Annotated in this window: 21 protein-coding genes; 1 reads left to right on the top strand and 20 read right to left on the bottom strand. The window is 32.4% G+C overall.

The features are described from left to right. Positions 1-190 precede the first annotated feature (190 nt). The 8 genes from ABV008_RS04705 to glnA form a co-directional block, all read right to left on the bottom strand. The gene (locus ABV008_RS04705; protein WP_502929742.1) at positions 191-544 is read right to left on the bottom strand and encodes a type II toxin-antitoxin system PemK/MazF family toxin; all 354 of its coding nucleotides are present in this window, start codon (positions 542-544) and stop codon (positions 191-193) included. Next, positions 538-819 (bottom strand): CopG family ribbon-helix-helix protein, encoded by a 282-nt coding sequence (locus ABV008_RS04700; RefSeq protein WP_352418662.1) that lies wholly within the window; start codon positions 817-819, stop codon positions 538-540. The genes ABV008_RS04705 and ABV008_RS04700 overlap by 7 nt, the downstream gene beginning before the upstream one ends. A gap of 258 nt (positions 820-1,077) precedes the next feature. After that, positions 1,078-2,241 (bottom strand): alanine racemase, encoded by a 1,164-nt coding sequence (gene alr / locus ABV008_RS04695; RefSeq protein ID WP_352418746.1) that lies wholly within the window; start codon positions 2,239-2,241, stop codon positions 1,078-1,080. 94 nt (positions 2,242-2,335) lie between these two features. Beyond that, complete coding sequence (locus tag ABV008_RS04690) at positions 2,336-2,986, bottom strand: LolA family protein (RefSeq protein WP_352418661.1); 651 nt, start codon at positions 2,984-2,986, stop codon at positions 2,336-2,338. 16 nt (positions 2,987-3,002) lie between these two features. Continuing rightward, positions 3,003-4,313 carry an NAD(P)H-hydrate dehydratase gene (locus tag ABV008_RS04685; protein ID WP_352418660.1) on the bottom strand — a complete coding sequence of 437 codons (1,311 nt, stop codon included), beginning with the start codon at positions 4,311-4,313 and terminating at the stop codon, positions 3,003-3,005. A gap of 71 nt (positions 4,314-4,384) precedes the next feature. After that, on the bottom strand, positions 4,385-4,651 hold the full coding sequence (locus ABV008_RS04680) for a hypothetical protein (RefSeq protein ID WP_352418659.1): 267 nt from the start codon (positions 4,649-4,651) through the stop codon (positions 4,385-4,387). Positions 4,652-4,742: 91 nt separating this feature from the next. Continuing rightward, positions 4,743-5,354, bottom strand: a complete 612-nt coding sequence (locus ABV008_RS04675; RefSeq protein ID WP_352418658.1) for a hypothetical protein — start codon at positions 5,352-5,354, stop codon at positions 4,743-4,745. Between the two features lie 170 nt (positions 5,355-5,524). After that, positions 5,525-6,877: a type I glutamate--ammonia ligase gene (gene glnA / locus ABV008_RS04670; RefSeq protein ID WP_352418657.1), complete on the bottom strand. Its 1,353-nt coding sequence runs from the start codon at positions 6,875-6,877 to the stop codon at positions 5,525-5,527. 332 nt (positions 6,878-7,209) lie between these two features. Between glnA and ABV008_RS04665 the strand changes: the two genes are divergently transcribed. Next, positions 7,210-8,850 carry a SulP family inorganic anion transporter gene (locus ABV008_RS04665; protein ID WP_352418656.1) on the top strand — a complete coding sequence of 547 codons (1,641 nt, stop codon included), beginning with the start codon at positions 7,210-7,212 and terminating at the stop codon, positions 8,848-8,850. Positions 8,851-8,939: 89 nt separating this feature from the next. On the opposite strand, the gene ABV008_RS04660 is transcribed toward ABV008_RS04665, so the two are convergent. The 12 genes from ABV008_RS04660 to ABV008_RS04605 all read right to left on the bottom strand — a co-directional run bounded on the left by ABV008_RS04660 (position 8,940) and on the right by ABV008_RS04605 (position 21,127). Beyond that, on the bottom strand, positions 8,940-9,185 hold the full coding sequence (locus ABV008_RS04660) for a FeoA family protein (RefSeq protein WP_352418655.1): 246 nt from the start codon (positions 9,183-9,185) through the stop codon (positions 8,940-8,942). Continuing rightward, the gene (locus ABV008_RS04655) at positions 9,166-9,357 is read right to left on the bottom strand and encodes a hypothetical protein (RefSeq protein ID WP_352418654.1); all 192 of its coding nucleotides are present in this window, start codon (positions 9,355-9,357) and stop codon (positions 9,166-9,168) included. Before ABV008_RS04655 ends, ABV008_RS04660 begins: the two co-directional genes overlap by 20 nt. After that, positions 9,354-10,808, bottom strand: a complete 1,455-nt coding sequence (locus ABV008_RS04650; protein WP_352418653.1) for a nucleoside recognition domain-containing protein — start codon at positions 10,806-10,808, stop codon at positions 9,354-9,356. The genes ABV008_RS04655 and ABV008_RS04650 overlap by 4 nt, the downstream gene beginning before the upstream one ends. Next, positions 10,792-11,388, bottom strand: a complete 597-nt coding sequence (locus tag ABV008_RS04645; protein ID WP_352418652.1) for a FeoB small GTPase domain-containing protein — start codon at positions 11,386-11,388, stop codon at positions 10,792-10,794. Before ABV008_RS04645 ends, ABV008_RS04650 begins: the two co-directional genes overlap by 17 nt. 320 nt (positions 11,389-11,708) lie before the next feature. Further along, the gene (locus tag ABV008_RS04640) at positions 11,709-12,347 is read right to left on the bottom strand and encodes an L-fuculose-phosphate aldolase (RefSeq protein WP_352418651.1); all 639 of its coding nucleotides are present in this window, start codon (positions 12,345-12,347) and stop codon (positions 11,709-11,711) included. Between the two features lie 53 nt (positions 12,348-12,400). After that, complete coding sequence (locus tag ABV008_RS04635; RefSeq protein WP_352418650.1) at positions 12,401-13,594, bottom strand: trans-sulfuration enzyme family protein; 1,194 nt, start codon at positions 13,592-13,594, stop codon at positions 12,401-12,403. Between the two features lie 56 nt (positions 13,595-13,650). Continuing rightward, complete coding sequence (locus tag ABV008_RS04630; protein ID WP_352418649.1) at positions 13,651-14,418, bottom strand: MTAP family purine nucleoside phosphorylase; 768 nt, start codon at positions 14,416-14,418, stop codon at positions 13,651-13,653. A 13-nt stretch (positions 14,419-14,431) separates the two neighbouring features. Beyond that, positions 14,432-15,487 carry an S-methyl-5-thioribose-1-phosphate isomerase gene (gene mtnA / locus ABV008_RS04625; RefSeq protein WP_352418648.1) on the bottom strand — a complete coding sequence of 352 codons (1,056 nt, stop codon included), beginning with the start codon at positions 15,485-15,487 and terminating at the stop codon, positions 14,432-14,434. Positions 15,488-15,523: 36 nt separating this feature from the next. Further along, positions 15,524-16,807: an amidohydrolase gene (locus ABV008_RS04620; RefSeq protein WP_352418647.1), complete on the bottom strand. Its 1,284-nt coding sequence runs from the start codon at positions 16,805-16,807 to the stop codon at positions 15,524-15,526. 206 nt (positions 16,808-17,013) lie between these two features. Then, positions 17,014-17,301, bottom strand: coding sequence for a hypothetical protein (locus ABV008_RS04615; RefSeq protein ID WP_352418646.1), 288 nt, complete (start codon positions 17,299-17,301; stop codon positions 17,014-17,016). 143 nt (positions 17,302-17,444) lie between these two features. Then, a complete protein-coding gene (locus tag ABV008_RS04610) occupies positions 17,445-19,304 on the bottom strand; it encodes an ABC transporter ATP-binding protein (RefSeq protein ID WP_352418645.1) in 1,860 nt (619 codons plus the stop codon). 35 nt (positions 19,305-19,339) lie between these two features. After that, on the bottom strand, positions 19,340-21,127 hold the full coding sequence (locus ABV008_RS04605) for an ABC transporter ATP-binding protein (protein ID WP_352418644.1): 1,788 nt from the start codon (positions 21,125-21,127) through the stop codon (positions 19,340-19,342). Between the last annotated feature and the right edge of the window lie 182 nt (positions 21,128-21,309).

Here is a 21,309-nt window from a genome sequence, read left to right as displayed (position 1 = left end):
GTTTTATTTCTACTATAATTCGACCTAAAATTTAATTATCCTGTATTTTTCGAAATATTTTTTGATTTCCTGGGAAATACGTCAAAAAAAGAGCTAATAATTAATAGCTCTTTCAAAATCATGCAATATTTATATTCTCTCTATCTATTTATGTACAATAAAATTAGTTACACTATATCTAATATGTGTACTAATAATCCGCTAGACCAATACTTATTTTTAAACATTCGTCAACCTTAGCCATCATATCATCGTCAAAATGGCCAATTTTTTCCCTTAGCCTTTTCTTATCTATGGTTCGTATCTGCTCCAAAAGGACAACTGAATCCTTTGGCAGCCCATATTCTGGAGCACTTATTTCTACATGTGTTGGGAGCTTGGCTTTATTTATTTGTGATGTAATAGCAGAAATTATTACAGTAGGACTATATTTGTTTCCTACATCATTTTGTATTACTAATACTGGCCTAACTCCGCCTTGCTCGGAACCAATGACAGGACTTAGGTCAGCATAAAGTATATCTCCCCTTTTCACTATCACCATTCTTCACGTCCTGTCAGTCTGTTTTCATATTTTACGAGCTCATTATAATCCTCTTCTAACCCCATTTCAGCAAAATACAAATTAATTTGACTCATCTCTCTATATCCATTCTTCATTGATTCATTAATTTGAATTCTTTTTCGTTCTCTTAAATAGAGCCTCATGGCCTCCCTAATAAATTCACTTCTGTTTTTACTTTCAATTGACACAATATTGTCTACTTCTTCTAGTAAACTATTAGGTAAGCTTATCATAATTCTTTTTGTTTCGGCCATTTTAGCACCCCCGGATTATCTAATGAAATAATTATAACACATATTATATAATTATATAATATCATGTTCATTAGTATGTTATGGTATATTTTGCTTCCTAAATATAGTATATTCTATTGTTTCACAGTATATACTTGAATATATACCAACTTTATATACTTCATATAGCTCATGATGACACTACAAGAATGTCATACTAATCACTAGCAAAATTTCACTATGTCCAAGATGATAAAAATTCTTTTAGAATAATATTATTTACACAATATAATCTCTTATATATACTATCTCACTATTTTTCATATATACTCTCGGGACTCTTCTGCTAACCATACATACAATTTCATAGTTTATTGTTCCTAGTGTTTTGGCAATATCATCTACACTAGGTTTATTCATTAATCCATCACCAAAGATTATTGCCTCGTCCCCTACTTTTACATCTTCAAGACTTGAGATGTCTGCCATACATTGATCCATACATATATTACCTACTACAGGAACTGTTTTACCCTTTAAGCTTACTTCAGCCTTGCTATTTAAAAGTCTAGTGAATCCATCTGCATATCCGATAGGCAATGTTGCTACCTTAGTAGCTTTGCTTGTAATAAAGTTGTGTCCATAGCTTATTCCTTCACCTGAGTTTACAACTTTAACATTTGAAACAACTGCTTTCAAAGTCATCACTGGTTTTAGATTAACTTTTTCTTTTTTTACAAAGTCAGATGGATACAAACCATATAACATTATCCCCGCTCTTACCATGTCTAAATAGTATTCTGGCAAATCGATTATTGCTGCACTATTAGCAATATGTTTTATAGGTATTTCAATTCCCTTTTTTCTCAACTCCTTTGCTACCCAAGTGAACTTTTCAAACTGTTTTATTGTACAATCTTTATTCACTTCATCTGCTTTTGCAAAGTGAGAAAACATTCCTTCGACGCATATATTAGACATTTTAAATATTTGAATTATTTTATCTATAGAAACTTCTTCAGGCAAAAATCCTAATCTTCCCATACCTGTATCAATTTTTAAGTGAATCTTAGCTATTTTACCTAGATTTTCTGCTGCTTGTGACAAAGCTTTAGCATCCTCAACATTGTAGATGGTTTGTGTTATATTATTTTCAACAATTAACCTGCTCTGTTGTTTTGGCGTATATCCAAGTATTAAAATATCCTCATTGATGCCAAATCTTCTTAGCTCAAGAGCCTCTGATAGTGTAGCAACAGCAAATCTATCGCTCCCATTATCTGAAAGAGTTTTAGCAATTGCTACTGATCCATGACCATAAGCATCTGCTTTAATTACTGAAGTAATTATGACTTTTTCACCTACAAGCCTTCTTACTTCTCTAATGTTATGAGCTAAATTATCTAGGTTTATTTCTGCCCATACTGGTCTATAATCCTTCAACGAATACAACACCATTACCCCCTTATAAGAACGCTTATCAATCAAAAAATACCTAAGTTCATAATATTCCTATCAGGGGCTTAAGTCAATACCACTATAATTTATGGATATAGTAAATACCTGTTTTAATATTGAAGTCCTCATCATTCACCTTTACATTAGTTTTAAATTCAGTATAAGTTACTTCGATAGATAATCCTCCATCTTTATCATATATTTTTAGTTTATGAGGATAATAGTTTTCGCTATCTATCCATAGTTTTTCTTTATTTCTATATTTATTATTACCAGGTATTTCTGCTTCTAAAACTAAATACCTTTTGCCATCTATATCATCAAAACTCATTTCAATATTTTCATTTGATAAAATATTTCTTAAGAAATATCCAACGAAAAGATTTTTGTCTAAGGATTGTTCAAAATCCTTAATTATAAATGATTCGTCTATTTGTTTATTATATAGCCAAGCTTGTTGTCCATTATATAAGACAATATTTCCTTTATTGTCTGAAGGTTCTAGAATTTCTATTACATACTTGTCTGGTTTTTTAAATACATGCTTTGACTTATAAGATTCAGCATCTTTGTTTCCCTTTACCATAACATCTGCAATACATCTATAAGTATCTATCTTATTGAAAAATTTCTGTGCTTCATAAAAAACATCCTCTTCTGAAGGCTTTGAACAGCCATAAGTATTAAAAATTAGTATCATTACTAAAAAAAAAGCTAACCAGTATTTCATAAAGCACTAAAACCTCCTAATCATTTATAGAATAAGACTTTATATATTTAATAGCATAAGGTATATTTTCTACTATATCTCCTGCAATAAGACCATATTCCCCTTTTTCCTTAGCTCCTATATCTCCAGCTAATCCATGTAAAAAAACTCCTGCAATGGCTGCATATAGAGGTGCTATTTTTTGCCCTATAAAGCTTGCAATCATTCCGCTTAAAACATCTCCACTTCCTGCAGTAGCCATTCCTGGGTTTCCAGTAGTATTAATATAAGTATTACCACTTGGACTAGAAATTACTGTATTAGCTCCTTTTAATACAGTGATTGCGTTGAATTTTCTAGCAGCATATCTGCAGTAATGCACCCTGTTTGATTGAATTTCTTCAACTGATACACCTAATAATCTTGATAATTCTGCTGGATGGGGAGTGATTACTGTTATGCCTTGTCTTAGAGATAAAGCCTCATTGTCCATTGAAATGCAATTTAAACCATCAGCATCTAAAACTATTGGCTTATTGGTAAAAAGCAAAATCTCTTTGACAATCTCTATCCTTTCCTTGCCTACTCCCATACCTGGCCCTAGGACTATACAATCCAACTTATCAATTGCTTTTTTAATATCATCAATAGAATTTCTATTGAAATATTTTTTATTATCACAGTTTATAGGATAATTCACTGATTCCGTAACTAAAATTTCAACTATATTATTTAATGGTTCAGGTACAAATGAATAAACTAATCCACTTCCACTTCTAAGACAAGCTTTTAGGGCTAAAGCAACAGCACCTGTCATTCCATTGCTACCTCCGATTATTCCTACCCTACCATATGTTCCCTTATGAGTGTCCTTTTTTCTTTTGGGGATAATACCACTTATCAGCTTCTTGTCAAGAATAAAGCAATCTTCTCCTGTGTAAGGTTTGTAAATAATTTCTTCTTGTAAACCATCAATATCTTTTTCTGCTACTGCAAAAGCTACTGCATCGTCCTTGCTATGACTTATTGAAATATGTATATTAGATATCTCCTTTTTCTCTGCAAGTTCCAATGCTTTGCCATGTAGCCTTATAGATGGTTTACCTGATGCTTCTAAGTAAATCTCGATATCAGTCCATTTAAAACCACTGATTCCGCTTCCTAAGGCTTTGCTTACTGCTTCTTTTGCAGCAAAGAGTCCAGATATAGTATTCATACTATTGTTTTTTGACTCAATATAGTTGATTTCATTTTTTGTAAATATTCTCTCTATAAATCTATTATTATTATTTATAGCTTTACGTATTCTTTCTATTTCTATTATATCTATTCCACTACCTTTAATCATTATTCCACACCACCATAAAACTAATAATAAGTAAAAATATTGTTCAACATCTCATTTTCTATTATTCAAAGTTATTCAAAAATATCTAAAATGCTTTTATTAAGATTTATTCCAAGCCATGCTGCCATCACCTTTACAAATTCAGCCAAAAAAAATATCACTGAAATCATAAAAATAATAACAAAAAAAAACTTTAGAATACTAGCAGTTTTCTCTTTAATCTTAAAATTTTTATAAAACAGACCTATAAATTTATTCAATAAAACAGATATAATATTAAAAAAGATTTCTAATATACCAATAATTAGAAGTATTAGCATAATAAATTTTATAGTCAATTTTAATCCTTCCTTTTCAAAGATATATTAGAATTATATCACAAAAGCTTACAAAAAATAGGCATAAAAAAAGAATGCTTTAAAGCATTCTTTAATCCAGTATGTCTTTGTCTAGCTTTTCCATTTCCTCACTACCTAATATCCCATGCAAAAAACTATATGTAGTATTTATTTTTTCCTCATAATCATTCTTTTTTTCAATTAACTCTCTTAATTTATTTCTCAAAAATTCTATTTCAGAATTAAAGGGCTCTATGCTGCTTTCCCAATCAGCTAGTTGCTTATATGCTAGCTTTACAGTGGCTTTAATTAAATTAAGGTTTGCCTCTCTTATATCCTTTGGAAGCATTTCTAGCTCAAATGTTAGATTGTCTATTTCATCATTTAATGAATATATTTCTTGTTGATACTGTCCTAACAATTCTGTTCCTTCAGTATAAGAATTATTATTATTTATTTCATCTGAAAGCATTATTATTTTAGTCATTACTTTTTTCTTTTCTCTGTCTTTGTCCTTAAGCTGTTTCTCTGTTAAATGTTGTTTTTCAAGAAGCTCCTCTAGCTCTTTTCTAGCATTATTAATTAGCCTGTCTCCTGTATCTCCAAACAGTTTTAGCCATGTAGCATCTTTAATTAGAATAGGGATTCTATTTTTAGCAATTATAGTTTCTTCTATGTCAATTTCTGGACCTTTTAAAAACATATGCAACCCCTCCTAGTATAATACTACTAGAAAAAAAGCTATAATCATATAAGCTGTTATTACTAATTTAGACAATGATTGTTGTGTTCTACTATTATACCATTTTTATATAAATAAAAATACATGCTATGAACAATAGTCTATTATTCATAGCATATACTTAAGTGTAGTTAATATGCTCTTAAATATCGTTCTATCTCCCATTTATGAACCTTAGCCACATATTCTTCCCACTCTCCTAGTTTGGCAGAAATAAATTTATTAGTTACATGATTTCCTAGTGCTTCTTTGACTACCTCATTTTTAGACAATTCAGCTATTGCTTCATATAAGCTCTTAGGTAAAGCTTCAATATGATTTTCTTGTCTTTCCTCTAAGCACATTTTATATATATTTTTGTTTACAGGTTCAGGTGGTGAAATTCTATTTTCTATTCCATCAAGTCCAGCAGTTAAAGCTGTAGCAAGTGCTAAATATGGATTACATGATGGATCTGGATTCCTCAGCTCGACTCTTGTGCTTAAGCCTCTTTTAGCAGGTATTCTAATAAGGGGGCTTCTATTTTTTTCTGACCAAGCTATGTTTACTGGAGCTTCAAACCCACTTACTAGTCTTTTATATGAGTTTATCAAAGGATTTGTAATAGCTGTAAAGCCCTTCACATTTTTCAATAATCCTCCTATAAAATACATTGTCTCATCGCTAAGGCCATTTTCCTTGTTTTCATCAAAGAATATATTCTTTTCATTATTGAATAAGGACATATTAAGATGCATTCCAGACCCTGCAATACCTTCTACTGGCTTGGGCATAAAACTAGCAAATAATCCAAAGTCATCAGCTATTTTTTTTACAACATATCTAAAAGTCATAATATTATCTGCTGTAGTAAGTGCATCTGCATATTTGAAATCTATTTCATGCTGGCCTGGGCCACATTCGTGATGAGCAGCTTCAACCTCAAAACCAAAACCTTCTAACGCAATAGTTATAGCTTCTCTTACATCTTCACCTTTATCTAAAGGCGCCATATCAAAGTATCCTGCCTTGTCATTATTCTCTAATACAGGATTCCCTTTTTCATCTACATTAAACATATAAAACTCAGGCTCTGGTCCAACATGAAAGGTAAATCCCATGCTTTCAGCTTTCTCTAATGCTCTTTTAAGCACATATCTAGGGCATCCTTCAAAAGGCTCCCCGTTAGGCATATATACATCACAAATCATTCTAGCTGTTGTATATCCATTATGAGTTTGCCATGGTAAAATAATAAAGGTAGATAAGTCTGGATGAAGATACATATCAGATTCTTCTATACGCGCAAATCCATCGATTGATGAACCATCAAACATAACTTCATTGTTAATAATTTTATCAATCTGACTTACAGGTAGTGTAGTACTTTTTACAGAACCAAGTATATCTGCAATCTGTAATAGAATGAATCTAACATTTTTTTCTTTAATTAAGGCTTTAATAGACTTAATTTGTTCATCTCTTTTTGCTAATGCTTTTTTCATATGCAACTTCCCTTCCATAGAAAATAAAATCATATAATACATTATACATTATCCTTAATAAATATAAATACATTTTTTATATATTAGATAGTTTTACTTTAAAATTAGTATTGACTTCCCTCTAACTATTATGTTTCTAAACTCGCTATTTAAACTATAGTCAAATTATTATTTTAAAACTAAATTGAAGCATTTAACTAATATGCCATTTTTTAAATTCTAAAAAACGACAAAAACTATAAATATTCGAGGTTTTTTTCAAAAGCAATATTTACATTACAAGCAGATAGGATTATAATGCTAGTGGTAATAAAACGAAGGGAGTTTTTACATTGAAACCAAAACTGTGTACAACATTAAAAAAGTATTCGAAGCAAGAATTTTTCAAAGATTTAAGTGCAGGCGTCATCGTGGGTATCATTGCCATTCCTCTTTCCATAGCACTGAGTATAGCTTCGGGAGTTCCCATTGAAATGGGTCTCATCACAGCAATTGTGGCAGGATTTTTCGCCTCACTACTAGGAGGAAGTAGAGTTCAAATTGGAGGACCTACTGGAGCCTTTGTAGTCATTGTCTATGGCATTGTAGTTCAATACGGTATAGAAGGTCTAGTAGTAGCCACCATTATGGCTGGACTTATCATGATTTTACTAGGTATCCTCAAGCTAGGCACCATAATCCAATTTATTCCTTATCCTATTACCACAGGATTCACCACAGGAATTGCATTTATTATTTTTTCATCTCAATTGAAAGACTTTTTTGGACTGACCATGGCAGAAGTACCTTCAGAAATAGTACCTAAGTATGTGGCTTATTTTAACGCATTGGGCAGCATCAATTGGATCAACTTAGCCATAGGTGTTCTAGCCATTTTGATTATTTCATATTGGCCTAAAATCAATCAAAAAATACCAGGTTCACTGATTGCTATTATTTTAACTACTGTTATTGTCACCGTGTTTCAATTAGATATAGATACTATAGGTAGCCGATTTGGAGTATTGGGATCCCCTGTCCCACATTTTCAGTTACCTGTCTTAAACTTGGATATGGTGCAAAGCTTAATTCAACCAGCCATATCAATAGCATTGTTGGCAGCTATAGAATCTCTGTTGTCAGCAGTCGTAGCAGATGGCATGATTGGAGACAAGCATGATTCTAATATGGAACTTGTAGCCCAAGGTTTTGCAAATATTGCTTCAGGATTTTTAGGAGGCATCCCAGCTACAGGAGCTATAGCTAGAACTGCCGCAAATATAAAAAACGGCGGACGTACACCTATTGCTGGTATTGTCCACGCTTTGACAGTACTTGTGGCCATGGTAATATTCATGCCATTAGTTAAACTTATTCCAATGACTACATTAGCTGCTATTTTGATTGTTGTGGCTTATAATATGAGTGAAATTCACAGATTTGTAGGTTTGTTTAAATCAACTAAAAGCGACATAGCCATTTTGCTGATAACTTTCTTATTGACTGTATTCATGGATTTAGTTGTAGCTATTGAAGTAGGAATGGTATTGGCAGCACTTTTATTTATGAAGCGTATGGCAGATGTCACAGAAGTTGGCTCTATAGAAAAGATGCTCCATGAACGCTATTCAGAGTCTGAGCATATACGCAAGACATTGATGGATAAAGATGTTCTCTTCTATCAAATCAAAGGACCATTTTTCTTTGGGGCAGCAAGTAAATTTATTGATACTATAGATGAAATAAAGGTAAGACCTAGAACATTGGTGCTTAAAATGAAGGATGTATCAGTTATGGACGCTACTGGCTTTAATGCACTGAACACTATCCAAAAGAGATGCGAAAAGCATAATGTAAGGCTAGTCCTTACTAATGTACAAAAACAACCCTATGAATTAATGAAGAAAAATGGATTTTTTGAAAAAGTAGGCGAAAAGAATATTTTCGTGAATATTGATTTAGCTCTTAAGGAATTAACATCAAAAGCGTCATAAAAAATACCTCCAAGTAGATAGTCTTATTTTAATTAATTAGACTGTCTACTTTGGAAGTATCATATCACATCTAGACACCTTTTTTTCATTTATTTATCTATTATTATCACAGAAGCTATTTCCTTATCTACTGCTACTTGAGTGTAGCCTACTTGAAATACATAAGATGGAAATGTTTGAATCATTTTAAGATTCATGCCAGGCATTATTCCCATAGCCATTAGTTTTCTTAGTATGTTGCTACTTTTAGTGTTAAGCTCTGCTATAATTCCTTCTTCACCTTTTTTTAAATTAGTTACTGATATTAAGTCCTTATTAGTTTCTAATCTCTGCATCTTTTTTACCCCATTTCTTAAGAACTTTTATTAGCTTAGGCTCTTTTAAAACTTCGTAGCCACAGTTAGGGCATTTGTGCTTGTTACATGATTTATGCATAGGACAGCTTGCGCAACCAGCTACACTTTGTTCTTCTGTGAATTCATGACCACAAAAGCTACATTTTATCATGCTAACACCCCAGTTATCAATAATATTTTATTTAGAAAATATCCTGCTGTAAATGAGAATACCAATATAAATGCTGACATAGCTAATGCTACCTTTAAGCCTCTTTCTTTTATCATCATTGCAAACTGTGCTACACAAGGTAAGAACAATGTAAGCGTAGCAGCTGATACTACAAGCTGTCTAGGATTTAGAATATTTGCCTTTTGCAAATCAAATAATCCTGCTGCACCATAGTCTCTTCTAAAGAATCCAAATAAAAACACCTCTGCAGCTTCATTCGGGAGTCCAAGTGCATTTACAATAGGTTCAAGCCAACTAATTAATAAACCAAATAAGCCTGTAATATTTCCAATCCATATTAATACACTAGCAAATATGAATAGTGGAATGATTTCAACAAAATACCATTGCATTCTAGTATATGTTTTTGAAAGTACATTTGTAAGCTTTGGTAGTCTTAGCGGTGGCACTTCCATATAAAAGCTTGGTCCATCTCCTGGTAAAATCTTCGAAGTAAGGAAGCCTATAAATAGAAATACTAGCATAATAAATATAAACCAAATACCTAATGCACCTGAATTACCTGATAATAGTGACATAATAACTCCTAGTTGAGCTGAGCAAGGAATTGCTAATGCAAGTAAGAGAGTTGCAATAACTCTTTCTCTTTTAGTTTCTAATGTTCTACTTACCATAGTAGCCATAGTGTCACAGCCAAATCCTAAAACCATAGGAATAACTGCACGTCCATTAAGACCAATTTTCTTAAATACTCTGTCAACAAGCATTGCAAGTCTTGGTAAATATCCACTGTCTTCAATGATTGAAAACACTAGGAAGAATGCTCCTACAATAGGTAGTACGATAGCTACTGCATACCTGACTCCAAGAGTAATTATTCCATATTCATTAGCAACTAAATCCTGTAGCCAAGTCCAAGGTATTATAGAATTTACTATATTGTCTACCCACGGGTTAATATAGGCTTCAAATATATTGGTTTCTAAAAAATCTACTACTGTTCCTGCTCCAAACTCTCCAACAAACTTATAGAAGCCAAAATACACTACTAATATAAGTATAGGTATGCCTGTAATAGGATTCATTGTTAATTTGCTTAAAAACTCTGATACACAATTCTTTTCAGTTTTTTCTTTTTTAGTAACTACTTTATTAGTCAACTTGTCTACTTCTTTTTGTCTAGACAAGGATATTATATAGCTTAATGGTTTATCACTCTTTGACTTTGTATTTTTAATAATATCTATAATTTTAGTATAATTACTTCCTTCTTTAGTCCTGACTAGTTCTAACATATCTTCATCTTCTTGTAGTAATAATAAAGCAACAGATCTTTTTGAGATGACATAATTATGTTTCAAAATATCTACTATTTTTCTAGTAGAATTTTCTACTAGTTCATCATAAGAAATGCTAAGCTGATTTGACATATTTATCTACCCTTTCTTTTAATTCATCTAATCCTTTGTTTAATGCGGCAACAGTAGATATTACAGGTATTCCTAGTTCTCTTTGAAGTCCCTCTATATCTATTTTCAGTCCCATTTTTTCAGCTTCATCCATTATATTCAATACTAATATTACTGGACTACCTGCTTCTATTAATTGCATAGTTAGAGGCAGCATCCTATTAATGTTTTTTGCATCTATTACATGTAATAAAGCCTTAGGTTTCTCACTAAACAATAGCTCCTTTGTTACTTTTTCTTCCTCTGTTATACACATGAGGGAGTACATGCCGGGAGTGTCAATGATTTCATATTGAGTTCCTCCTATTATTCCTTTACCTCTTGATACTTCAACTGTTGTTCCTGGGTAGTTTGAAACAGTCACATAGGCACCTGTAAGCTTGTTAAAAATAACACTCTTACCTACATTAGGACTCCCTACTAAAGCTATTTTTTCTAAACCATATGTGTTTTGACTTACTTCTCCATGGCAGTTTCCTGTTCCAAGTAGTACACTTGCAAGTTTTTTATACCAAGGCACTTTGTTTTCGCAGCAATCCATGCTTATCCCTCCTGTCTTATTGATAATAATTCTCAATGATAATTTAAAAATATACTCTCTATTTAAAAATATCTATTAGAGAGTTAAAAGAATTTTTAAATTAAATTATTGATTATGTATGCTAAATGATATTGATTTTCATTGTAATATTAGTTTACATTATATAAGATAAAATTGCAATATTTTTTAACAAAAAGATGTAAAACTTATTTAAAGAAGCTGTCCAAAATTATTAAATCAATTCTAGACAGCTCTACTTATTTGCTTAAAGATTTTAGAAATAAGTATCTTACTTTGTTAGATTTAACTTAATATCCTTATTATCTTTTTTGCCCATATGTTTTAAATTTATCTAGCATTAAAGTCATTTCTTCTACTGGAAGTATAACAGGCTCTCCTATGCATTTAGTTCTATAGTAAAGTTCTGCACAGTACTCTATTTCCTCAGTAATATTGAAAGCATTTAGTAAATCATTTGCTCCTGCTAAAAGACCATGATTTGCCAATAACACTGCCTTTCTATCCTTCATAGCCTCAAAGGCATTTTCAGCTAATTCCTTCGTTCCATAAGTAGCGTATTTTGCACATCTTACATCTAATCCTGCTAATGCTACCATATAGTGAACTGGTGGCAATAACCAGTTTAGACATGCTAAGGTTGTAGCATACATAGTATGGGTGTGAATAATGGCATCTATATCAGTTCTTCTTTCATAAAACACTCTATGCATTTCAACTTCACTTGAAGGTTTTTTATCTCCATCTATCTGTTCACCTTTAATATTCAATACAACTACATCCTCTGGTTTAATCTGAAAATAATCAATTCCAGTTGGACTTATTGCAAATAATCCTTTTTCACGATTAAATATGCTCAAGTTCCCACCTGTTCCTTTTGTTAAACCAGATGTCAAAAGCTTTTTACCATACTCTACAATTAGCTCTCTTTCTTCCTTCATTAACATGTAAGCATCAGTCCTTTTCAATTTTTAATAAAATGCACAATCTTAATCTACTTAATTACCGATAATGCATTATCTAAATCTTCGATTATATCTTTTACATTTTCCAACCCTACAGATATTCTTATCATACTTTCGGTTAATCCAAACTTTGCTAACTCCTCTTTTGGATATCCTATGTGTGTCATGGCTGCAGGAAGTTCTATTAAGGTTTCGCAATCCCCTAAGCTTACAGCAAGCTGTGCTAGTTTAACAGAGTTAACAACCTTTTTGGCATCTTCTAAGTTACCATCTATTTCAAAACTAATAATAGCTCCGAATCCACTCATCTGTGCTTTAGCTATTTCATGGCCTTTAAAATCTTCAAGTCCAGGATACATAACTTCTTTAACTTTTGGATGATTTCTCAAAAATCTTGCTACTTCTAGCGCATTTTTCTCATGCTCTCTCATTCTCACTCCAAGAGTTTTAAGACCTCTAAGTAAAAGCCAAGCGTTAAATGGACTCATGACTCCACCAAATTCGCACATGTAATCAAATTTTAGTGAGTGAATATAATCTAAGTTTTTAGAAACTGCTACACCTCCTACTACATCTCCATGACCACATATGTATTTAGTAGCACTATGAACTACTACATCTGCTCCTAGAGTTAATGGTCTTTGAAAATATGGTGTAGCAAAAGTGTTATCTACTACTACCTTAACATTTTTCTCCTCTGCTATCTGAGAAATCTTCTTGATATCTATAATAGTCAAATTAGGATTTGAAGGTGTTTCAAAGTAAATAACTTTTGTATTTTCGTCTATTAGTTCTGAAAGCTTATCTGTATTGCTTAAATCGACAATTTTATAGCTAACATTATATTGAGGAAGAACATGAGTAACTACATTGTAGCTAGAACCATATAATGTTCTATTTACTATTACATTGTCACCAGGTTTGAGAAATGAAAATAGTACAGAACTTATAGCTGCCATACCTGAAGCAAAAGCAACTGCTCCATTTCCTTCCTCCAAGGCAGCCATTCTATTTTCGAAGAGTCTTAGGGTAGGGTTATTTCCTCTAGTATACACATAGTCATCGCTTTCAAAGGACATCACTTTTTCTACATGCTCAATATTATCAAATACAAAAGTAGATGTCTGATAAATAGGTGGATTCAATGCATTATTTGCATTTCTACCTTCACTTCCAGCATGTATTGACATGGTTTCAAATTTATATTTTTTATTCTTGTCCATGGGTTTCCCTCTTTTCTATCATATTCGATTATTTGAAAACAGCTGTTTGTAGTAGATTAAAGCTCAATAATGGAGTTATTACACCGGCAATGCTCTTGATTAAGTTTTCCAGCAAAAGCTCTTAAAAAGGCTCTACTAATTTTCTCCTTGTTTGCAGACAAAGTTCCTTGAATGTCATGTATAGTAATATCTCCTTTTATACCTGTACACCAATTGGTGATTATTCCAACAGCTGCATAGCACATTCCTAGTTCCTTTGCTAATATTACTTCCGGTATATTTGTCATACCTACGACATCTCCACCTAAGCTTTTATACATCCTAATTTCATATTCTGTTTCAAATCTAGGTCCTTCAGTACATACATAGACAGCATCACCTTTTACATCAATTCCTTCAACTTTTGCTACTTCATAAAATTTATTGCTTAGATTTTTACAGTATGGATCTCGCATATCTGTATGCTTAACAGGCTCATCTCCACCTTCGAAGAAAGTAACAGGTCTTTGTTTAGTAAAGTCAATGAAGTTCTTTATAACGACAATATCACCAGGAGAGTAACTTTCGTTACAAGAACCAACTGCAGCAGTTGCATAGATATACTTAATTCCTAATTGCTCTAAAGCTTTCATGTTTCCTCTATAGTTTATTAAATGTGGAGGAGTTGAATGTCTTTTTCCATGTCTTGCTAAGAATGCTATTTCTTCACCATTAATATTAACTATATCTAGTTCTACGTTTCCATACTTTGTTTCAACTACTTTAGTGTAACTTCCTTCTCCTATGTCATATACTCCCGTACCACCAATAATTGCTTTTCTCATAAAATTCCTCTCCCTACTTAAGCTTCAATATGTTTTCTTTATATGGTGCTCTTACTATTCCTTTTTCCGTTATAATACCTGTAATATTTTCACTTGGAGTCACATCAAATGCAGGATTAAACACTTCCATTCCCTCAGGTGCTATTCTAATATTTTCTATATGAGTCACTTCTTCACTGCCTCTTTCCTCAATCTCTATCTCTTCTCCCGTTTCTATATCAAAATCTATAGTAGTAGTTGGGGCAACCACATAAAATGGTACATTATAAGCTTTTGCAACTACTGATAACATAAATGTTCCTATTTTGTTTGCTGTATCTCCATTTAAAGCTATTCTATCTGCTCCCACAAGTATTACGTCTATCTTCCCATCCCTTATTAAAGTAGCAGCAACGTTATCTGCAATAAGCTTTGATGGAATTCCCTCTTGCTTTAATTCCCATGCAGTTAGTCTTCCCCCTTGAAGTCTTGGTCTTGTCTCATCTGCATAAACAAATATATCCTTTCCACCGTAAAATGCCTCTCTGACTACTCCTAAAGCTGTTCCAAAGCCTGCTGTAGCCAATGCACCAGTATTGCAATGAGTAAGAATAGTAGCTTTTTCGGGAATAACCTGATTCCCATGTTTGCCCATTTTCTTGTTAGTTTCTATGTCTTCATTAAAAATGTTATCCGCTTCAATTTTAATTTTTTCGTATATTTCATTTACTGATAATTCTTTATTTTCTTCTATAAGATTTCTCATTCTCTTTATAGCCCACATTAGATTAACAGCTGTCGGTCTTGAATTATTTAATACTTCTAATGCTTCTTCTGTCTTTTCGATAAAGCTTTCTTTATTGTCATTTAAAAATTCTTTTGCTGCCAATACTACTCCATATGCTGCAGTTGCTCCTATGGCAGGTGCTCCCCTAACAATCATATCCTTAATAGCAAATTCTACTTCTTTATATGTTTTACACTCAAATATTTCGTATGTAATTGGAATCTTTCTTTGGTCTATTAGGTAAAGAATATCATTTTTAAATTCAATTGCTTTTATTGCTTTTATTATTTTTACTTCTTTCATGTGTAATTCCTCTCCTTATCTAAACAACTAAGAAAATTATTTTATTAAGCTCTTTGCACATCTTTCTGCATTAAAAATAACTTTTTCTAAGTCAACTGTCTTAAGCTCATAGTTTTCCATTAGTACTTTCCCATCAACTATAACTGTCTCTACATCTGATGCTTGGGCTGAATACGCCAATGATGCAACTAAATTGTATCTTGGATAAAAATGTGGTTTATTTAAGTCAATAATAATTATATCTGCTTTTTTCCCTACTTCTATTGTGCCTACTTCTTTGTCTATACCTAAGGCCTTTGCACCGTTGAAAGTAGCCATTTCAACAGCAGTTGTAGCTGGTATTGAAGTAGTATCTCCTTTTAGAGCCTTATTTACTAGAGCAGCTAAATTGATTTCTTCGAACATGTTTAAGTTGTTATTGCTTGCCGAACCGTCCGTTCCAAGTGCTACATTTACTCCTTTTTTAAGCATATCTTCTACCCTTGCAAATCCATTTCCTAGTTTAAGATTACTACCAGGGTTATTTGCTACACTCACTTTCTTTTCAGCTAATATTTCTATGTCCTCGTCTGACAAATGCACACAATGTGCAGCTAATGTGGGTAGTTCAAAAAGACCTAAGTCATTAACATGCTTTATAGGAGACTTCCCTCGTAAGCTATAGCTATCTTCTATTTCTTTTTTACTTTCTGACAAATGTATATGTATTCCCATTCTTTTTTCTGATGCCATATCTATTACTTTGCTTAAAAATGAAGGCCCACAGGAATAAGGTGCATGAGGACCTGCCATCACTGTTATTCTTCCATCAGCTTTCCCATGCCAGTTATCGAAGTATGCCTTAGCATTTTTTATCTTCTTATCTTGATCTCCACTTTCAGACATACCTATTGACAAGCTTGCTCTTATGCCCGTTTCTTCTACCGCTTTAGCTACCTCATCCATAAAGAAGTACATGTCTGCAAATGAAGTTACACCTGACTTAATCATCTCTACTATACTTAACAAAGAACCCCAATAAACATGCTCTGGTATTAGTTTTTCTTCAAGAGGCATTATTCTTTCGGTTAGCCATGGCCAGAATGGTAAGTCATCTGCATAGTTTCTAAAAAGAGACATAGCTATGTGAGTATGTGAATTTACTAAACCTGGCATAGCTAGTTTGTTTGCACCATCTATAATTTTGTCTGCCTCAAAATCAGCTGGAGCTAACCCTACGCTTTTGATTATTCCGTTTTCTATGGTTATGCTGGCATTGCCCATGAGTTCAACTTCTTCTCCCATAGTAAGAACTGAAGTATTCTTAATTAAAATCTTCATTTTTTTCCTCCTTATTTATTACCTATATAATTTAGCAATATATATTTTGCTAGTTATGTCTTTATTAATTTAATACATTCTATATTAAATTATATCTGAAAACAAACAAAAATATAAGATAGCTATTTATTTAGCTATCTTATTTAAAATTTACAATATTCATTTTCAAATTCATTAGAATGAACTTCTTTAATTTTTAGGTTAGATTAATGAAAGGTTGAATTTATTGTGTCTTGAAGTAAGTCTCTGATGCTATTGGCAGTAAAATCCTTTACATCAACCCATCCATCAGAAGAATTATTGCTTTTACTTCTACCATTATTATAAATATACCCTTCTCCTCCTTCATTAAACCCTTTTGCTACAAGCTTATGTGTGTTATTTTCTGATAAATAATAGGAATATTCATTATTATCATCTTTCACTTCTACAATATTATTAAAGGAATTTAGGATTGCTCTTTTTTCTTTTAAAGTCACAAAGAACATTCTCATAAAAATACAGCCTCCTTGGTAAATATATTTAGTTCAATATACCCTAAATAATATTCTACCTAAAGTGAGGCTGTTTTATGCTATTTAGTTGACGCAATAGAAATATACTGCACGGTTTCAAATAAGGGTTACTCAATTATATTTTAGCCTTTAAGAATTTTAGCGTTCTGCTCTTCTATGAACTGATTAGTATATAGTCTATAGTAGTATCCCTTTTTCTGTAATAGCTTATGATGATTTCCTTCTTCTAATATCTTTCCATCCTTTATTACAAGAATTCTATCTGCTGTGCGTATTGTAGAAAGTCTGTGGGCTATAATAAAGCTAGTTCTTCCTTTTAATACCTTGTGTATAGCATCTTGTATTTTTTGCTCTGCTTCTGTATCGATTGATGAGGTAGCTTCGTCTAATACAAATATCCTTGGATTAGCAAGTACTGCTCTAGCAAATGAAATTAGCTGCTTCTCACCTGTAGATAGCTTACCTCCACCTTCTCCAACTTCAGTGTCATAGCCTTTTTCTAGCTTTTTGATAAAGTCGTGAGCATTTACTAGCTTTGCTGCCCTTATTATATCTAACTCACTAGCATCTAGATTACCATATCTTATATTATCCTTTATAGTTCCACTAAATAAGTGAGGTCCTTGCAACACATAGCCTAAATTAGAGTGTAGCCAAAGTAATGGCATCTTTTTATAATCAATACCATCTATTAATATTTGACCCTTTGTAGGTTCATAAAATCTACAAGCTAAATTAACTATTGTGCTTTTACCTGAACCAGTTTCTCCTACTAAAGCTATAGTTTCTCCTGCTTTTATATGCAAATTAAAGTTTTCTAACACCTTTTCGCCTGTGTTATAAGCAAATGTGACATCATTAAATATTATATCTCCTTTTATTTCTGGCCATTTGTCTTTATTTGGATTTAATGAACTTCCATATTCTTTTATTACATCTTCATTATCCTTTATTTCAAGCTCAGTATCTATCATAGACATAACCCTTTCAGCAGAAGCCTGTGCTGATTGCAATTCTGCAAAAACACGTGCTACCTCTCTGACAGGCTCAAAGAACTGTACTGTATATGATATGAAGGCTACTAATGTACCATAACTAATAGCTTCTAAGAACACGCTCTCTCCACCATACCAAATTGCTAAACCAGTTCCTATTGAAGAAAGAATCAATACTACTGGCTGAAATAATGATGAAAACACTGCTGCTCGTATAGAGTTGGCCTTCATGTTTGTAGTCAATTCAATAAACTCATTTAGATTTTCTTCTTCTCTAACTAGAGTTTTTGTAGTTCTAGCACCCATTATTCCTTCGTTGAAAGCACCAGTAATACGTGAATTTATTTTTCTAGTTTGTCTATGTGCTTTTAAAATTTTATTTTGGAAATACATACTTACTACTGCTAGTATTGGCATCACTAATAGCACAAGTAATGCGAGCTTCCAGTTTAGAGAAAACATTACAATGGTCATAACGATCATTAGAACAAATCCCCAAACCATGTCAACAATACCCCATGCAATAGTATCTCCTAGTCTCTGCACATCTGATGTCATACGAGCCATTATCCATCCTACAGGAGTAGTATCGTAGTATGAGAATGATAACTCTTGTAAGTGTTTAAAGCCCTTTCTTCTAATAATATAAACAAGTCCGGTTTCCACTTTCCCAGCTATAGCTATGAAAAATCCTATTGTAAATACCTGAATCACAATTAGAAGAAAATAAGCTATTCCAAAAATTATAATTCCATCAATATATATATCATTAAAAATTGTAATTCCTTTAAGATTGTTTTCTACTACATAATTATCAACTATAAATCTTGTCATTAGTGGAAAAATTGCATCTGTAACTGCTAAGCTCACCATTAAAAAACATAATATTATTAATTGCTTTTTTAATGGCTTTGCATAAGAAAAAATTTTTTTCCACAGTTTTAAGTCAAATTTACTATTATAATCTTGTTCTTGAAAAGAACTCATTTATTACACCACCTTTTTCGTCGAAACCTCTATGTCTAAACTGTTTTAGTCCCTATTAAAAGCTCTTCCTCCAAGGAATTCTGGATTTCCCAAATACGTCTGTATAATCCTTGTTGTGCAACTAGCTCTTCATGAGTACCTGATTGCACTAGCTCTCCACCATCTAACACGAGTATAATATCTGCCTCTGATAGTGTTGAAATTCTATGGGAAATTATAAATGTTGTCGTATTTTCCTTCCTTGTTTTTAAAGCCTTTCTTATGTTTGCATCAGTTTCAGTGTCTACTGCACTAAGGGAATCATCAAATACAAGAACTGGATAGTCATTTATTATAGTTCTAGCTATGGCTACTCTTTGCTTTTGTCCTCCCGAAAGAGTAACTCCACGTTCTCCTACTAATGTGTCATAGCCTTTTTCAAAATCTAATATTACATCATGAATGGAAGCCATTTGTGCTGCTTCAAAAACCTGAGAGTCAGGAGCATCCTTCCATGCAATTCTAATATTATCTTTGATATTCTTTGAATATAAAAAAGGCTCTTGTAGAATTATGCCTACATTTTTCCTAATCCATTTTTTATCTATTTCCTTAAGCTCTATGCCGTCAATCTTAATAGAACCACTCTGATAATCATAAAGCCTTCCTAGAAGATGAATTAAAGTAGATTTACCAGAGCCTGTAGGTCCTAATATAGCCACTGTTTGCCCTTGCTTTACTTTAAAGGATACATTCTTTAGAATAGGTCTATCTTTTTCATATTCAAAACAGACATCCTTGAACTCTATATCTCCTTTTATTTCAGGCTTTAGTTGATTCTCATCAGTAATTTCCAAAGGTTCATCTAATATTTCTGCAATTCTCTTCAAGGAAACTATCATTTTCCCGAAATCTGCTAGAATTCTACCCATTTGTCTTATTGGCCATAGCAGCATTCCTTCATAAGTAGTGAATACTACTAATGTACCTAAAGATAATTCTCCTGTAGCAGCCCAATATGCACCAAATACTAGCACTGCTCCAATTTGTAATAGGCATACCAAATCTGATAATGCCCAATACCAAGCAAGTAATTTAATCAGTCTATAAGTTAAACCTCTATACTCAGTATTCTTTTCATCAAATTTATCTATTTCATATTGTTGACGAGCAAAAGCTCTAACAACTCTTATTCCAGTAAGATTTTCCTGAAGAACATTTGAAAGTCTACCTTCAGCCTCATCTGATTTTTGGAATGCGTCCCTCATTTTTATAAAGAAAACTATTGCTGCAACGAAAATAATAGGAACTACTATCATTGCAATTAAAGTAAGCTTAACATTTAAAGAAAGTAATATACTTAATACAAATGTAACCATAAATATGGCATAACCTATTTCAACAAACTGAACTGCAAGGAATCTCCTTATAGTTTCAATATCCGAAGTACATCTTTGTATTAAATCGCCTGTTTCAGCCTTTACATGGTATTCATAGGATAAATACTGTAAGTGATCGTATACTTCCTCCCTGATATTTTTAGCTATGGACTCAGAAGCTACTGCAGACCATTTACCTCTTAAGTAAGTAAATAGTCCTCTTCCTATAGTTAGAATAATGAGTGCTAAGCTACATATCCAAAGATTTTGAACTAATGTGTTTTTACCACCTATTGAATTTATTATATTTTTTATCCAAATTGGTACGTCCATTGGTTTGTTCCCTATTACTGAGTCAATAGTAAAGCTAATAACTAAAGGTCCTGCCAATGTAAAAGCTGTAGCCAATGCTACGCTTAATATTGCACCAATATATAATAACTTATTACCTTTCATTGATTTCATTAATAATTTTAAACTGTCCATTAATTATTCACCGTCCCTTTGATGTTTTTGTAAATGAATTTGTCAACCCGATTCGAGAATAAAATTCCATTCCATTTTTCTTTTTAATAGCTTTGTCATAATAATTCCTCCTTCTTTATCGCAGTCTCGCAACACAAATTTATTTGTTCGACTACCCTCCA

This window comes from Proteiniborus sp., assembly GCF_040308045.1.
GTDB lineage: Bacteria > Bacillota > Clostridia > Tissierellales > Proteiniboraceae > Proteiniborus.
The sequence above is the reverse complement of the archived record's forward strand: the minus strand, read 5'-3'. Positions and strand labels throughout refer to the sequence as shown.

Bases quoted from the DNA above. Each gene is read 5' to 3' on its own strand.
- ABV008_RS04705 (WP_502929742.1), bottom strand. From the start codon at position 544: ATGGTGATAGTGAAAAGGGGAGATATACTTTATGCTGACCTAAGTCCT.
- ABV008_RS04700 (WP_352418662.1), bottom strand. From the start codon at position 819: ATGGCCGAAACAAAAAGAATTATGATAAGCTTACCTAATAGTTTACTA.
- ABV008_RS04690 (WP_352418661.1), bottom strand. From the start codon at position 2,986: ATGAAATACTGGTTAGCTTTTTTTTTAGTAATGATACTAATTTTTAAT.
- ABV008_RS04685 (WP_352418660.1), bottom strand. From the start codon at position 4,313: ATGATTAAAGGTAGTGGAATAGATATAATAGAAATAGAAAGAATACGT.
- ABV008_RS04675 (WP_352418658.1), bottom strand. From the start codon at position 5,354: ATGTTTTTAAAAGGTCCAGAAATTGACATAGAAGAAACTATAATTGCT.
- glnA (WP_352418657.1), bottom strand. From the start codon at position 6,877: ATGAAAAAAGCATTAGCAAAAAGAGATGAACAAATTAAGTCTATTAAA.
- ABV008_RS04660 (WP_352418655.1), bottom strand. From the start codon at position 9,185: ATGCAGAGATTAGAAACTAATAAGGACTTAATATCAGTAACTAATTTA.
- ABV008_RS04655 (WP_352418654.1), bottom strand. From the start codon at position 9,357: ATGATAAAATGTAGCTTTTGTGGTCATGAATTCACAGAAGAACAAAGT.
- ABV008_RS04650 (WP_352418653.1), bottom strand. From the start codon at position 10,808: ATGTCAAATCAGCTTAGCATTTCTTATGATGAACTAGTAGAAAATTCT.
- ABV008_RS04645 (WP_352418652.1), bottom strand. From the start codon at position 11,388: ATGGATTGCTGCGAAAACAAAGTGCCTTGGTATAAAAAACTTGCAAGT.
- ABV008_RS04640 (WP_352418651.1), bottom strand. From the start codon at position 12,347: ATGAAGGAAGAAAGAGAGCTAATTGTAGAGTATGGTAAAAAGCTTTTG.
- ABV008_RS04635 (WP_352418650.1), bottom strand. From the start codon at position 13,594: ATGGACAAGAATAAAAAATATAAATTTGAAACCATGTCAATACATGCT.
- ABV008_RS04630 (WP_352418649.1), bottom strand. From the start codon at position 14,418: ATGAGAAAAGCAATTATTGGTGGTACGGGAGTATATGACATAGGAGAA.
- mtnA (WP_352418648.1), bottom strand. From the start codon at position 15,487: ATGAAAGAAGTAAAAATAATAAAAGCAATAAAAGCAATTGAATTTAAA.
- ABV008_RS04620 (WP_352418647.1), bottom strand. From the start codon at position 16,807: ATGAAGATTTTAATTAAGAATACTTCAGTTCTTACTATGGGAGAAGAA.
- ABV008_RS04615 (WP_352418646.1), bottom strand. From the start codon at position 17,301: ATGAGAATGTTCTTTGTGACTTTAAAAGAAAAAAGAGCAATCCTAAAT.
- ABV008_RS04610 (WP_352418645.1), bottom strand. From the start codon at position 19,304: ATGAGTTCTTTTCAAGAACAAGATTATAATAGTAAATTTGACTTAAAA.
- ABV008_RS04605 (WP_352418644.1), bottom strand. From the start codon at position 21,127: ATGAAATCAATGAAAGGTAATAAGTTATTATATATTGGTGCAATATTA.